This is a genomic window from Sulfurimonas lithotrophica, from assembly GCF_009258225.1.
Classification (GTDB): domain Bacteria; phylum Campylobacterota; class Campylobacteria; order Campylobacterales; family Sulfurimonadaceae; genus Sulfurimonas; species Sulfurimonas lithotrophica.
On record NZ_CP043617.1, the window covers coordinates 1,259,201 to 1,274,031 of the forward strand.

At 33.3% G+C, this 14,831-nt stretch carries 11 protein-coding genes and 2 tRNA genes; 3 read left to right on the plus strand and 10 right to left on the minus strand.

What is annotated here, in order from left to right; all coding sequences use genetic code 11:
- Position 1: 1 nt before the first annotated feature.
- A complete protein-coding gene (gltB, locus tag FJR48_RS06350) occupies positions 2 to 4,441 on the minus strand; it encodes a glutamate synthase large subunit (RefSeq protein WP_152307310.1) in 4,440 nt (1,479 codons plus the stop codon).
- A gap of 179 nt (positions 4,442 to 4,620) precedes the next feature.
- On the opposite strand from gltB, the gene recO reads away from it, so the two are divergent.
- Entirely contained in the window at positions 4,621 to 5,238 is a 618-nt protein-coding gene (gene recO / locus FJR48_RS06355) for a recombination protein RecO (RefSeq protein WP_152307311.1), read from the plus strand.
- Here recO and nspC read toward each other — a convergent pair.
- The 7 genes from nspC to FJR48_RS06390 all read right to left on the minus strand — a co-directional run bounded on the left by nspC (position 5,233) and on the right by FJR48_RS06390 (position 12,443).
- On the minus strand, positions 5,233 to 6,363 hold the full coding sequence (nspC, locus tag FJR48_RS06360) for a carboxynorspermidine decarboxylase (protein WP_152307312.1): 1,131 nt from the start codon (positions 6,361 to 6,363) through the stop codon (positions 5,233 to 5,235). The genes recO and nspC overlap by 6 nt on opposite strands.
- On the minus strand, positions 6,360 to 7,202 hold the full coding sequence (locus tag FJR48_RS06365) for an HDOD domain-containing protein (protein ID WP_152307313.1): 843 nt from the start codon (positions 7,200 to 7,202) through the stop codon (positions 6,360 to 6,362). Before FJR48_RS06365 ends, nspC begins: the two co-directional genes overlap by 4 nt.
- Before the next feature lies 1 nt (position 7,203).
- Positions 7,204 to 8,388: a saccharopine dehydrogenase family protein gene (locus tag FJR48_RS06370; protein ID WP_152307314.1), complete on the minus strand. Its 1,185-nt coding sequence runs from the start codon at positions 8,386 to 8,388 to the stop codon at positions 7,204 to 7,206.
- 67 nt (positions 8,389 to 8,455) lie between these two features.
- Complete coding sequence (locus FJR48_RS06375; RefSeq protein WP_241856024.1) at positions 8,456 to 10,282, minus strand: MFS transporter; 1,827 nt, start codon at positions 10,280 to 10,282, stop codon at positions 8,456 to 8,458.
- A 3-nt stretch (positions 10,283 to 10,285) separates the two neighbouring features.
- Positions 10,286 to 10,963, minus strand: a complete 678-nt coding sequence (locus tag FJR48_RS06380; protein WP_152307315.1) for a DUF695 domain-containing protein — start codon at positions 10,961 to 10,963, stop codon at positions 10,286 to 10,288.
- A complete protein-coding gene (locus tag FJR48_RS06385) occupies positions 10,964 to 11,401 on the minus strand; it encodes a DUF695 domain-containing protein (RefSeq protein ID WP_152307316.1) in 438 nt (145 codons plus the stop codon).
- 13 nt (positions 11,402 to 11,414) lie between these two features.
- Positions 11,415 to 12,443 (minus strand): bifunctional 3,4-dihydroxy-2-butanone 4-phosphate synthase/GTP cyclohydrolase II, encoded by a 1,029-nt coding sequence (locus FJR48_RS06390; RefSeq protein ID WP_152307317.1) that lies wholly within the window; start codon positions 12,441 to 12,443, stop codon positions 11,415 to 11,417.
- A gap of 164 nt (positions 12,444 to 12,607) precedes the next feature.
- Between FJR48_RS06390 and FJR48_RS06395 the strand changes: the two genes are divergently transcribed.
- A tRNA-Met gene (locus FJR48_RS06395) sits at positions 12,608 to 12,684 on the plus strand.
- A 24-nt stretch (positions 12,685 to 12,708) separates the two neighbouring features.
- Positions 12,709 to 12,783, plus strand: a tRNA-Gln gene (locus FJR48_RS06400).
- Between the two features lie 111 nt (positions 12,784 to 12,894).
- On the opposite strand, the gene FJR48_RS06405 is transcribed toward FJR48_RS06400, so the two are convergent.
- Both FJR48_RS06405 and FJR48_RS06410 read right to left on the minus strand, forming a co-directional pair.
- The gene (locus FJR48_RS06405; RefSeq protein WP_152307318.1) at positions 12,895 to 14,250 is read right to left on the minus strand and encodes a hypothetical protein; all 1,356 of its coding nucleotides are present in this window, start codon (positions 14,248 to 14,250) and stop codon (positions 12,895 to 12,897) included.
- Positions 14,251 to 14,265: 15 nt separating this feature from the next.
- Complete coding sequence (locus tag FJR48_RS06410; protein ID WP_152307319.1) at positions 14,266 to 14,826, minus strand: hypothetical protein; 561 nt, start codon at positions 14,824 to 14,826, stop codon at positions 14,266 to 14,268.
- Positions 14,827 to 14,831: the final 5 nt, after the last annotated feature.

The following is a 14,831-nucleotide window of genomic DNA, read 5'->3' on the forward strand; positions in this document are numbered from 1 at the left end:
ACTAGTCTCCTTTCTCTACATTTAACGGTAGTTTTGTTAGATTTTTAGGTTTAATCAACCAGAAATTTCTAACTTCTACTCTAAAGTTATCAAGTAATTCTTTAGCTTTTTTACTTCCTGTTTCTACTAAATAATCTTTTAACAGTTTTTTAAGATAATGTCTAGCTTCATCACCTTCATCAGTATCTATACGAACAGCTTCAACAAGTTCGTGGTTTACATTCTCTACAAAAGAGTGATCTTCATCATATACAAAAGATACACCGCCCGTCATACCCGCACCGAAGTTTATACCAGTGCGACCAAGGATAACTACTACACCGCCCGTCATATACTCACAAGCATTATCACCTGTACCTTCTACAACGGCTAATGCTCCTGAGTTACGAACAGCAAAACGTTCACCTACTGCACCTGAGATATAAAGTTTACCGCCTGTAGCACCGTAAAGACAAGTATTACCACCGGCTGAAAACTCTTCACCCTCATTTTTAGACCTGATTATAACTTTACCGCCGTGCATACCTTTACAAATATAATCATTTGCGACACCGTCTAAGTTTATAGATATACCGTTAATTAAAAATGCTCCAAGAGCTTGACCCGCAATACCGCTTAACTGGATATTAATCGTATCAGGTTTTAGACCTTCATCACCGTAATACTGTGCTATTTCACCACTGATACGAGCACCGAAACTTCTGTTTAAGTTAGTTATTTCTCTTTGAATTTTTATAGGATGTTCCGGATGCTGAATAGCAGTCATAGCCTCTTTTAGAACATCTACTTCAAATTTGTTATCGTCAAAAGGCGGATTGAATTTTTGTTGATGAGTATCTACACCCTCTTCTTTGTGTAGTACAGATGAGAAATCAAATTTCTGAGCAAATTCATCATCTTTAACCTTTAGTATATCACTACGTCCTATCATCTCTTGCATAGTTTTGAAACCAAGTTCAGCCATAATTGAGCGAACATCTTCAGCTAAAAATGTAAAGAAGTTAATAACTTGGTCAACATGACCTTTAAAAAATTCTTCACGAAGTTTTTCATTTTGAGTTGCGATACCTACAGAACATTTATTTACATGACAGATACGAAGCATTTTACAACCAACGATTGTAAGGACACCTGTACCGAATGCATAAGATTCAGCACCTAAAAGTGCAGCTTTAACTACATCTAAACCGGTTTTTAAACCACCGTCTGTTTGAACCTCTACAAGGCCTCTCAGGTTATTTGCCTTAAGTGCATTGTGAGCTTCACTAAGTCCAAGTTCCCAAGGATTACCTGCAAACTTAATAGATGTTAGAGGAGCAGCACCGGTACCGCCGTCACCTCCAGAGATAATAATTTTATCTGCATATGCTTTTGCAACACCTGCGGCTATCGTACCTACACCGATAGTTGAAACAAGTTTTACAGCTACACGAGCATTAGGGTTAACCTGTTTCATATCAAAAATAAGCTGAGCTAAATCCTCAATAGAATAAATATCATGATGCGGCGGAGGTGAAATAAGAGTAACACCCGGAACAGTATGGCGAAGTTTACCGATTAAGGCTGTTACTTTATGACCCGGAAGTTGTCCACCTTCACCCGGTTTTGCACCTTGAGCTACCTTAATTTGAATCTCTTCCGCACTTCTTAGATAAGCAGGAGTTACACCAAAACGTCCGGATGCAACTTGTTTGATTTTAGAGTTTCTATCAGTATCAAAACGCTCTACATCTTCACCACCCTCACCCGAGTTTGATTGACCGCCTATTCTATTCATAGCCATAGCTATAGTCTCATGAGCTTCAGGAGAGATTGAACCAAGACTCATTGCAGCAGATGCAAAGCGTTTAAATATCTCTTCTTTTGGTTCGACTTCATCTATTGAAATCGATTTTCTATCCGATTTTAAGTCAAAGAAGTCACGGATAAACTTTAACCCGCGTTTATTTACAAGAGATTTTAACTCTTCAAAATCTTCTGTTTTTCCACTTTTAACACATTTATGTATTGCCTGTATAACAAGAGGTCCAAAATCATGATGTTCCGAACCGTGATAAAATTTATAAAATCCACCTATATTTAAAGGGAATATTTTAGAAAATCCGTTTTCGTTAAATGCTTCTTTATGAAATTTTTGAATACGATTATCTATATCATCATAACCAAGTCCGCTTAATGCACAATTTGAAGCTTCAAAACAATCTTTTACTATCTCTTCATTTAAGCCCATAACATCAAATAAACCAGAGTTTCTATAAGAAGCAATTGTTGCAATACCCATTTTAGACATTATTTTCAATAATCCGCCGTTTAACGCAGTATGGACGGATTTTAATGCCTCATGACAGTCCATATCCATAACTTTAGACTCATCTAACTTTTGAATGACCGTTGCAAAAAGTAAGTTTGGATATACGGCAGATGCACCGTAACCAAGAAGAACTGCAGCCGAGTGAGAATCAACTACCTCGCCGGTTACAGCAATCATAGACACAAGATGTCTAACTCCCGCTTCTAGCAGTGCTATATTTAAACGTCCCACAACCATAGCCATAGGGATAATCGCTTTTTCTTCACAAAACTCGTAATCATCTAAAATAACAATTCTTACTCCGTCATTTTTTACGGAATCTATAACATCTTTAACTAAAGATTCTAAAGATTTTTTTAAGTCGCTCTTATATGCAGTTGAAAAAGTTTTATTATTATAAAAAGATTGATATCGAGGAGATTTTTTATCACCGAAAGATTTCAATACTTCAAGTTTTTCACTTGTAATAATCGGCGAAATTGCTTTTAGTCTATGTGCATGAGACGGAATTTCGTCTAATATATTGTGAACTTCACCAAAACCGGTATTTAAACTCATAACAACTTTTTCACGAATAGGATCTATAGGCGGATTTGTTACTTGTGCAAATTTTTGTTTAAAATAATCGGTAAAATTTCTTTGCTTATTGGAAAAAGCAGCCAAAGGCGTATCGTCACCCATTGAACCGACTGCTTCTTTAGCATCTTTCATCATAGGTTCGACTACTTGTTCAATAACTTCTTGGGTTATATTGAAATATCTTTGACGATTGATTATATCTTTACTTTCAAAATCACACTGAGTATTGTATTGTTCTTCTACGTGTTCTTGAAGATATATCATATGTTCGTTTAACCACTTCATATATGGGTTAGAAGATTTTAAATAATTGTTAATATCATCATTTTTTAAAATCTTTCCATATTTTAAATCAAGTCCAAGCATCTCTCCAGACTGTAAACGTCCACGCTCTTTAATATTTTCTTCATCAATATCTATTACACCGTACTCAGATGCTATCAATAAAGTATCATCTTTTGTAATTATATATTTTGAAGGACGAAGTCCGTTTCTATCAAGCGTACAGCCGATATAACGACCATCCGTTACAGAGAATGCCGCAGGTCCGTCCCAAGCTTCAAACACAGTTGAGTGATACTCATAAAATGCACGAAGTTCAGGATCCATATGTGGAGCATTTTGCCAAGCCGAAGGGATAACACCGCGAACAGCTTTAAAAAAATCCATACCGTTTACAAGTAAAAATTCTAAAAAGTTATCGGCTGAAGCGGAATCTGAAGATTTTGGTTGCAATATCGGTAAAATTCTTTTAATCTCTTCATCCGTGAAAACTTCACTTTTGATAGATTCTGATTTTATCTTTACATTTATACGATTCCCCTCTACCGAGTTAATCTCACCATTATGAGCTACTGCACGGAATGGTTGGGCAAGTCTCCACTCAGGAAGAGTATTTGTCGAGAATCTTTGGTGAAAAAGTGAAAAAGAGATTTTAAATGTTTCATCTTGAAGATCTTTATAAAACTCTTTTATATGAGTAGGCATTACAAGCCCTTTATACGAAAGAACTTTTGAGCTCATAGATGCAATATAAAAATCTCTATTATTTTCTAGTTTATGTTCTGTTTCTTTACGAGATAAATATAAAAGGGCATCAAATCTTTCAGTTGCCATAATTGAATTAGGAATTATAAATACTTGAACGATATTCGGTAATGATGCTAAAGCCTGTTCCCCTAAAGCTTTTGTATCAACCGGAACATTTCTGCGAAGAACTACCTTTAAATCATTGTTTGTACATACTTCTTCTAAAATATCCAGTTCTTTTACATTTTTTGAAAACACCGATGCAACGGCAAACTGTTTTGGAAGTTCAATGGACTCTTTCGCAGCTTCCTTTCTTAAAAATTCTTCCGGCATTGATAGTAAAAGTCCACTACCGTCCCCTGTTTTTCCATCAGCTGCAACTGCTCCACGGTGCATCATACGCTCTAGTGCGGTAACTGCGTCGTTTAAAACTTTTGTTGAAGGTTTATTTTTGATATTGGCTATAAGACCAAAACCACAGTTATCTTTAAACGATCTTAATAAATCATGATGTTCAATCATTTTTACTCCTAAATTTTTAAATTTACCACTAAATTTTCATAAATTTAATCTCTTTTTAAAGAAACTTAGTCTATTTAGAGACAAAGTGGTTTATTATATCGGGTAAAGCTTTAAAGAAGCATTATATTGATAAAATTTTTTAAATATAATTATAATTTGAGAATAAAAGAAGCAAAAAAATGCAAGGTTTTATAATAAATCTTAACAAAGTAAAAGATGAAGACTTAATTGTCACAATAATATCAAAAAACTCTTTAGATACCCTTTATAGATTTTACGGTGCTAGACACGGTGTAATAAATCTAGGTTTTAAAATAGACTATGAAAAAGAAGGATCGGCAAAATCATCTATTGAGAGATTAAAAGACGTTATTCATATCGGATATAAATGGATAAACAATCATGAAAAACTTCGTCTTTGGCAAAATTTTTTGAGGTTATTTTATAAGCATCTAAAAGATGCGCACGAAATTGACGATTTTTATTTTAATCTCCTAGAGGACGCATCTCAAAATTGGGATAAACAAAGTTCAAAAAGAGTAGCAGTAGAGTCTTATGTGAAGCTTCTTGAATATGAAGGACGTTTGCACACAGAGATGGAATGTTTTTTATGTCATAATAAAATTGAGGGTGATATATCACTCATTCGTGCTTATCTTCCGACTCACAAAGAGTGTACACATACTTTACAAATATCTCAGCATGGACTTAAAGAGTTATATGAACATAAATCTAGCCTATTTTTAAGCAATAAAGAAGTAGATAGGCTTTGGCATATCTTACTTGAGGGTTTATGACAATCTATCTCTATAATCTTCATATCCAAACTCTTTAACCAATTCTACAGTTCCATCAAGCTTTTTTAAAACTAAAGACGGGAGTTTAATTCCGTTGAATGTAGTATTTTTTACAAACGTATAATGGATTTGATCTTCAAAAACAACCTTATCCCCAACTTTTAGAGGTTCATCAAAAGAATAATCACCCATAATATCGCCGGCAAGACATGTATTTCCGCCAAAGCGGTAGGTATATTTTTTCTCTCCTGCTATTCCTGCACCACGAACCTCTGCACGATATGGCATCGCAAGAGTGTCGGGCATATGTGCTTCTGCAGAAGTGTCAAGTATAGCTACATCCATACCGTTGTTAAAAGTATCAAGTACCGTGCTGACAAGGTATCCTACTTCCCAGCCTACGGCTTCTCCCGGTTCAAGATACACTTCAACATCATATTTTTCTCTAAAAGTTTTTATTATTCGAATAAGTTTTTCTACATCATAACCTTTTTTAGTTATGTGATGCCCTCCTCCAAAATTTATATATTTTAAACCTTTGAAATATTTTGAGAAGTTCTTCTCAAATGCTTCCAATACCTCTTCAAGTGCATCTACGTCCTGTTCGCAAAGGGCATGAAAATTAAGTCCGTCTATATGTTCTAAAACATCCTCGTTAAAATTTTCAAGAGTAGTCCCTAAACGACTATAAAGTCCACATGGGTTATATATGTCTTTTGGAGAAGCTGATACTTCAGGATTTATTCTGATAGATAAACTGACGTTTTTATTTATATCTTTTACTAATCGGACATACTTAAAAAGCTGACTTGGAGAGTTAAAAACGATATGGTCGGATATCTTTGCAATCTCTTTTATATCATCTTCACTGTATGCAGGCGAGTATGTATGAACTTCAGCTTTTTCATTATACTTTTTAAACTCTTCATATGCAAGTTTGGCTTCATGCAAACCACTTGAAGTACAACCCTTTAGGTATTTTGATACCAATGGGAAGGTTGAGTGCATCGCAAAACCCTTAAGTGCTAAAATAATCTTAGCACCACTCTTTTGTTGGACATAATCAAGAAGCTTAAGATTTTTCTCTAAAAGCTTCTCTTCACATAAATAATACGGAGTTTTCATCTTTTTTTTAAATTTTCTATATACGCTTTTTTAATTCTAAGTGCTACACTTATAAAATAGTCTTTGTCAAAACCTTGATTATCGACAAGTCTTGCCGCTTTTAAAACCGATTCTTTTGTTAAAATTTCTCTAGGATTAATAGCAGTTTTTATTACTGCTAAAGTATCTGCATAACTTTGAACTTTATTTGTTGTATATTCTTGTTCATAATCAAGTGCTTTTAATATTTCTACATATAAAGGTTCCAAGTTCCAATGCTCAAACAACATACCAGATACAAAATATGAGGATGTACCAAAGATAGAATCCTCATATGAGAGGGGATCTTTTGCTTTTTGATATTGTATTTTAAAATCTTGTATATAATCACCTTTGATAATATCTTCTGCCATAACTAATTTTCCTGACTCCATTATAAGTGCCAATGGAGCTAAAAACTGAGCTTGGCGGGTGTCTATTTTAGAATACCACTGTGTTACTAGGGAACTTTGTAATTGACAGATATCATTAAATATAGTCGGGGAAACTCCGAACATATCGGTATTTGCTTTCATTCTCTCGTTTATTGCATAATGTATAACCAACCCGTACACCATATCTGTTCCAAAAAGAGTAACAGCTTGTGCTACGGATGCGATTTGTCTTGAAAAGCCGTATAAAGGAGAATTTATCATTTTTAAAATATTTGCGGTAAGTACTGCATCCGATTCTATCAATTTAACCAGTTTAGAAATATTTACTTCTGCTGCACCATGTTCGTACAGCTTTTGAATCATAGTTGCCGCATTTGAAAGAGGCGGTAATGATTCGATTGTATTTACTAAACTGTTATAATTCATCTTAAACCTCTAATTCTTTAATCTGCCAAGGAAGTCCCTGAGTATTTAACTCGTCCATAAATATATCAGGATCAAACTCTTCCATATTAAATACACCTTTGCCGCTCCATTTATTTTCAAGCATAAGTTTTGCTCCAATCATCGCAGGAACTCCCGTAGTGTATGAAACCGCTTGAGAATTTGTCTCTTCGTAACATTTTTCATGGTCACTCACTTGATAGATATATATTTTTTTTCTGACACCGTCTTTTAAACCTTCTGCGACTATACCTATATTTGTTTTACCTTTTGTACGAGGACCAAGAGTAGAAGGATCTGGTAAAAGTGTTTTTAAAAACTCTATCGGTACTATTTTTTGCCCTTGATGCTCAACCGGTTCGATGCCAAGCATCCCTACGTTTTGCAGACAATTCATATGTGTTAGATAACTTTGACCGAAGGTCATAAAAAATCTTATACGCTTTAAACCTTTAATATGCTTAACTAAAGATTCCATCTCCTCATGATACAATAGATATGAATCTTTTGGACCTACTTCAGGATAATCCCAAACTTGCATAATTTCCATCGGTTTCGTTTCTATCCACTCTCCGTTTTCCCAGTAACGACCATTCGCTGAAACTTCACGAAGATTTATCTCAGGGTTAAAATTAGTTGCAAAAGGATACCCGTGATCACCTGCATTACAGTCTAAAATATCTATATACTCTATCGTATCAAAATAATGCTTTTGGGCATATGCACAAAACACGTTTGTAACACCCGGGTCAAATCCACTTCCAAGCAGACCCATAATTCCCGCTTCTTTAAACTTTTCATCTCTAGCCCACTGAAGTTTGTATTCAAACTTAGCCTCATCCGGATGTTCATAATTTGCAGTATCAAGATACGGAGTTTTAGTGGCTATACAGGCATCCATTATGCTTAAGTCTTGATAAGGCAATGCCACATTTACAACTATGTCAGCTTTTGTTTTTTCTATCAAAGCTACAAGTTCATCTACATTATCTGCATCTACCGCTGCAGTAACAATATCTGCATCCGGCAATTCACTTTTTATTTCATCACATCTGGCTTTTGTTCTTGAAGCGAGTATGATTTGACCAAATACATCTGCATTTTGTACACATTTGTGTACAACAACACGACTGACGCCTCCGGCACCTATAATCAAAGTTTTGTTCATTAAATTATTCTCCACCTATCTTCATTTCATAGTTATATTTTACCACACTAAACATAATATTATCTATCTAATCTTTTTTATCTTTTAGCTTTTGAATAATCTTTTGCAACTCATCGGCTTTTATATTATTTAAAATAGGTTTTTCAAACTCAACACTTATAACTCTTCTTTTAAGCATAGAATCGTGTTGGTTATTTTTATTTTTTGCAAATAAAGAACCAAACATCCCGTCTATAAAATACGGAACGATTAAACAATCGTCTCCGCCGTCTAATTTTTCGTAACCACTTTTAAATTTTGAAAGATTATTATCTATTGAAATTTCTCCTTCCGGATACAAAGCTACTATTTCAGAGTTTTTTAATCTGTTGGATGCTTCAATCATTGAATCTTTAAACGATTTAGATGATATAGGTATCACATTGCCTTTTTTAAGTACCGGTGTTAGGATTTTATAATTATATATATCTTTGTCCATCATAAAATTTATGCGCTTTTTTATAGGCATCTGAAGTATCAACCAATCCAACCAACTCACATGATTTCCAAGAAGCAATACAGCTTGGTTTTTAGGTATATTTTCCAATCCTTTATATTCAACCTTATATCTTATGCAAAATAAAAAAGTAAAGATTGCCCAAACTGCCATATAAGAGTATCTTTTATATACCAAGTATATAAGATAAATTCCGACAAAACCCATAATATAAAATAAAACCTCTGAATCCATTCCAAAATATGCAAATATTGTCGTTATAGATAAGAACGTAAACATAAAGATGTTCTGTATAAAATTGTTCCCTGCAAGTATAGTACCCAGATGCACAGATGGAGCCAAGTACTGTATTTGCGCATTTAAAGGAACTATAATAAAAGCCGTAAAAACACCAAAGAGTAAAAACAAAAAGGCGTTTATAGCCATAGATGCGGTATATGGAACGATAAAAACAACTATAGTAATTCCAAAAGCACCCAAGACAATGTAACCGAGATTTATAAAATATTTTGAATATATCGAAACTACAACCGAACCCAAAACTATTCCAAAACCTGCCAGTGCCATAACACCTTGAACAACAAGTGCATTCGTAACACCAAGCTGACTTTTAGCATATTCACCGAAAATAGCAAGTATGACCTGTGATATAGACCATAAAATACTCAGTGCCAAAATAGCTTCAAAAATCTCAGGTTTTCTTTTAGTGATTTTTAGGTTTTTTAAAAGATAGTCCCCTTTAATATACTTTTTAAAATCAAATTTTTTATAACTTAGTTTTAACATTTTATTTGGTAATTTTGATGCTAAAAACCACTCTATAATTGAGCCAAAAACCAAAAACCATCCAAGCGGTGCAATCTCTTTTAAAATATCTTCGTTCGTATGAAAATTATCTGCTACCATTGACTCGAAAAATGCAGAATAAAAAATAATCCCGCCAAGTATAGCTACAATAGTTACAGCCTGAACTGCACCGTTACCTTGTGTTATAAACTTTTCACCGACTAGCTCTTTTATATATCCATATTTTGCAGGAGAATATATTGCACTTTGAAGTGCCAATAAAAAGGTCATCAAAAAAGCAAATAAAAACCAACCTTGATAATATGAAAATGTAATAAAAAGTGTAATCACAACCGCAAAAGCAGCCGAGTGTTTCATTATAGTATGTTTGGCAAATCTGTCTGCTAAAAAACCTGAAGGAGAGAATACCAAGATAAAAGGTAGCAAAATCATAGCATTTATAATCGCAGTTAAAATTATTTGCTCACTAGAATCATATACTTTAAAAATAGTGTTTTGTATGATTATTTTATGACCTAAGTCCGTAAAAGCATTTAAAAAAACAACGATAAGATAGTTTAACACACCTGTAAGTGCAAACATCTTATTCATCTACTATTCCTCCACTAAAGTAGTACTCCAAAGTTCATAATAGCCATGTTCTTTACTTGCAAGTTCATTTAGTTCTTGTATGTTCTCATAAAGTGTTTTATAAAGCAGGTTATGAGTTTTAACAACAGCTACACCGTATTCACACTCATCACTGCTTATCTCATCTTTAAATTCAAAACCGATAGTTTTGACGTTTTCTACAAACCTTTGCATCTGAGTTTGGGTGTCAAACATAACATAGTGCTCAACTTCACGTTCTTTTATTATATCGTCACCCTCTTCTTTTAGCATAGCTACAATCTTTTGAGATTCAATCATAAAAAACTCTAACTCACTCGGTTGTAAATTTCCTTGGTAAAATTCCCATTTAGTATCTTTTACAACACCGCTCTCAAATTTAAAAGAGTTTTGTTGAAGATAAGAGTGAATCTCGTTTTGTATATTTTTAGAATTAAGCGAATAAAAATATAATTCGCTCCAGCCGTCTATCAAACGCATCCCTACATATTTTACAAACGGTTTTTTCTCTACTATTTCAATAATTTCACTCTTTATTTCATCACTAATCTCACTACCTATAAAAAGTGAAAATAACCAAGGGTAAGTTTGTACGTCTTCATTAATATCAAGTTCGACTTCTATATTAAAGTCTTCGTCAATATTTATATATTTTTCTATCATCTATTTATTTTCTTTTACTTTTTTTTTAATTAGGGCTATTTTTTCAGCCTCTTTTAGAGTCGGTTCAAGATTTCTATGGTAAAAAGACCAGTCTTCGTCTTTTACTACATGACTTTCATAATTATAGTCTGCATACTGAAGCACATCTCCACTGCGAACTTTAATATCCTGAGAAGTACTTGAATAAAAATAAAACTCTGTCCAACCGTCAACGGCACGAGAACCTACATAACCTGTTCTGTCTTCATCTTCTAAAGAGATAATAAGAGAACCTTTTAAACGCAGAAAATCCATATAGTGCTCAGAATCAGAACTAGAGCTATCTATGTGTAAAAAAACACTTAAAAGCCAAGAGTTATTTAAATAGCGTTTTATATCACTCTCGACTTCTATTTTAACTTTTTTATCATCTTCTATCCGTTCATAAAAGCTCAGCATAAGCACCCCGTTTTTATATAGTTATTGTTTCACTAACCTCAAGACCAAAACCACCTAAACCTACTATGTCTGTTTTAGCTGCGGAACTTAACAGATTCATCTTTGAAACACCGAGACTTTTAAGTATCTGTGCTCCTGTTCCAATCTCTTTCATATGAGCATTATCTTGGTGATTTGTTTTGTTTATAAATACTAATACACCGCTATTTTGCTTTAGATATTCAATAGAATTAACTAGATTTTTATATTTTGATTGATTGAGCAGTAACTCAATATCCGGTATAACATTATGAACACGAACATTTGCTATTTCACCCGCTTTGTAAAAAACTACTGCAGTATGTTCTACTCCGTCATGGTCTTCAAATGTATGTCGGTTAACTTTTACGCCAAAAAACTCTATCTCTTGTACTTTTGTTTCTTTGACAAGTCTTTCGTTTGCCAAGCGGTACTCGACTATATCTGATATAAATACGGTTTTTAAACCATGTTTTTCTCCAAAAATATCAAGATCATCTCGTCTTGCCATAGTACCGTCTTCTTTGATAATCTCACAAATTACTCCCGCTTCTTGTAAACCTGCTAAACGACAAATATCTACACTTCCCTCCGTATGCCCGGTACGAACAAGTGTACCACCGTCTTTAGCTATAAGAGGGAAAATATGTCCGGGTTTTACTAACTCATCCGCATGAGAAATAGGATTTGCCAAAATCTTGATTGTATCGTCACGCTCAGCTGCAGATATACCTGTTGAAGCGGTTTTTGCATCTACTGAAACCGTAAAAGCAGTTTCATAAGATGAAGAATTAGAACTAACCATAGGGTTCAGCTCTAACCTATCTGCCGTAGTTTTGTTTAAAGCTACACAGATAAGACCTCTAGCTTCTTTAGCCATAAAATTAACGTGTTCAGGGGTAGAAAATGCGGCTGCATAAACTAAATCACCCTCGTTTTCCCTGTCTTCATCATCACACATGATGATCATTTTACCTTTTTTAATCTCTTCTATAGCTTCTAAAACTCTCTGGGTCGGTGTCATAAATATTCCTAATTAAATTTGATTTTATTATATAAGAAAGTAGATTAAAAAGAGTTCAAACTAGAAAATAGATTTTTTTTTAAATTTGTCAAAAATACCCTTGACATTGAAATACTTTTTGTCTATAATTTCGGCTCACAAACACACAGTGGGTGTGAACGCACCGCGGAATAGAGCAGTTCGGTAGCTCGTCGGGCTCATAACCCGAAGGTCACAGGTTCAAATCCTGTTTCCGCAACCAATTAATTATTAAAATAACATATCTTGGGGTATCGCCAAGCGGTAAGGCCTCGGTTTTTGGTACCGATATTCGGGGGTTCGAATCCCTCTACCCCATCCACACCCTTTAAAAACCCACAAAATAGGCACTTTCAAGCAATTGACTTAATAACTGTCAGTTGATTTTATAGGACTTTTACTGACAATTTGACTGACAATATCAGTAGAATTTTTATTCAGACTTTCCTGTTATAAGTTCTTTGTATTTTTCATTTTCAATATACTCTTTTGCTACATCATAATAGGTATTGATATAATTACGTAAGTAAGCTGTTTTTTCATGATATCCATCAACTTCATTAATAATTTCTTTATCGAAATAACCTTTTTTTTTCATATCATATACATAAAGCATATCAGATAGTTTTTTTTGTGGACTTTCACCTTTCATTACTGGCAAACAAGTTAAGTCATCGCCTTTTTCTAACTCCTTTCCAAGAAGCTCAAAAGGAGTTTTCGGATTTATGTGTTCTTTAACTTTTGTTATGTACTCTACTATTTCATCAAGAGGTAATGAAAAATTAATTGGAAGTATTGGTTGATTTTGGTCATTTACTTGTCTTTTAAAGTTTGGAATAATATTATTAATATCAATCTTATACTCATTATTCAGTACGAATATAGACTGGTATTTAATAAACTCTTTATATGTTATTTGTTCATATCTCATACCTATTCCATCTTCTGCATTCTCATCGTTTAAAACTCGCACACATTCTTCTTTATGTGAATTTGTTATTGTTTCGCCACCCATAGCTTTTTCTGCACACGGAAATTTTCTATGGTATCCTTCTGGGTAAATTAAATAATCATTGATTAATTCATCTTCAATCATTGTTTGTAAATCCATAAGAGTTGTACTTTCAAGTTCAGTACACATATCTATATAATCGTCTATAAATTTTTTATAATCTTCTTTTATTAACTTTTCATAATTAGCTTGTTTTTGTTCGTAAAGTTTTTCATATTTAGGGTATTCTTCATCAATTTCTTTCTCATCTTCATACCCATATGCAAAAGCAAACAGTTTTTTGGACATATGCATCTTAAAAAAATATTTATCATCCTTCAACATTGTTGATATTTTTTCATATCTAGATAATAATTTTTTTACTTTATTATTTCTAATAGCCATTTCATAAGCTATACAAGGTGTCAATTCATATTTTTCAAAACTATCAATTTCAGTGTATTTTTCATCACATCTTGATATAAACATTCCTTTAACTTTCGGTAATCGAAACCTTGTAGACCAAAAACTTCCAAACTCTATTTTATCATCATTCGAGAATGTTTCATACTGTTGTTTTAGTCTCTGAATTTTTACTCCAAAAACATACTTAAGTTCTTCAAGAAACTCTTCTGTAGAACATTCCTTAAAAAATCTTTTATAAAGAAATTTTTCTCTCTTATTTCCTACTGTTTTTGAAAATGCCATTTTGATTTCATTGAAAGTATATTGCTCTTTAACAGGAATATTTCTATTAAATATTTTGAGCATTTTATCTGTAGTAGTCTGTTCCTTCATGTTTTACTTTCTTTGTTAAATAAAATCAATTGCTAAAGACTCAAATTCTCTAATACTACAACCATACATTGTAAATATAAATGCCTCATATTCCGCACAAGTTTCTTTCTTTAAAATAACATCTTTAATCTCTTCAATCTTATCATCGACTTGCTTCATGGTAAGGCTTCCATGACTTCCTCTAAAAACTGATTCATACATCAAAATAAATAATACTCCATCTTGATATTCTTTGTTTAGAGCATTTAATATTAGTTCGATTTGTTCGTTGATTTGCTCTACTGAATCGCTAAAAATTTCTTTGTAATGATGTTGCTTTAATCCTCTGAAGTTTGCTTCATCATAGTTGCTAAGCTGTGATCGTACACAAAACTCTTGATATATAAGTGCTAGTATTGCAATTCTAGACCTAACTACCATCCCTTCATCATCAGTTCTATATATAGTTAGTCCTGCACTCTCAAGAGCACTCCACATCATTTTAGCCCATATCTTATCTTCACCATCTATCCAAAAGCTAAAATAGTGATCTACAATTATTCTTACTTCTTTCCAAGTTAATAATTTAGAATCCATTCATA

What these genes read in the sequence shown, in the direction of transcription:
- FJR48_RS06365 (WP_152307313.1), bottom strand. Translation starts at nt 7,202, where the DNA reads ATGAATTATAACAGTTTAGTAAATACAATCGAATCATTACCGCCTCTT.
- FJR48_RS06410 (WP_152307319.1), bottom strand. Translation starts at nt 14,826, where the DNA reads ATGGATTCTAAATTATTAACTTGGAAAGAAGTAAGAATAATTGTAGAT.
- FJR48_RS06375 (WP_241856024.1), bottom strand. Translation starts at nt 10,282, where the DNA reads ATGAATAAGATGTTTGCACTTACAGGTGTGTTAAACTATCTTATCGTT.
- FJR48_RS06405 (WP_152307318.1), bottom strand. Translation starts at nt 14,250, where the DNA reads ATGAAGGAACAGACTACTACAGATAAAATGCTCAAAATATTTAATAGA.
- FJR48_RS06390 (WP_152307317.1), bottom strand. Translation starts at nt 12,443, where the DNA reads ATGACACCGACCCAGAGAGTTTTAGAAGCTATAGAAGAGATTAAAAAA.
- recO (WP_152307311.1), top strand. Translation starts at nt 4,621, where the DNA reads ATGCAAGGTTTTATAATAAATCTTAACAAAGTAAAAGATGAAGACTTA.
- nspC (WP_152307312.1), bottom strand. Translation starts at nt 6,363, where the DNA reads ATGAAAACTCCGTATTATTTATGTGAAGAGAAGCTTTTAGAGAAAAAT.
- FJR48_RS06380 (WP_152307315.1), bottom strand. Translation starts at nt 10,963, where the DNA reads ATGATAGAAAAATATATAAATATTGACGAAGACTTTAATATAGAAGTC.
- FJR48_RS06370 (WP_152307314.1), bottom strand. Translation starts at nt 8,388, where the DNA reads ATGAACAAAACTTTGATTATAGGTGCCGGAGGCGTCAGTCGTGTTGTT.
- FJR48_RS06385 (WP_152307316.1), bottom strand. Translation starts at nt 11,401, where the DNA reads ATGCTGAGCTTTTATGAACGGATAGAAGATGATAAAAAAGTTAAAATA.
- gltB (WP_152307310.1), bottom strand. Translation starts at nt 4,441, where the DNA reads ATGATTGAACATCATGATTTATTAAGATCGTTTAAAGATAACTGTGGT.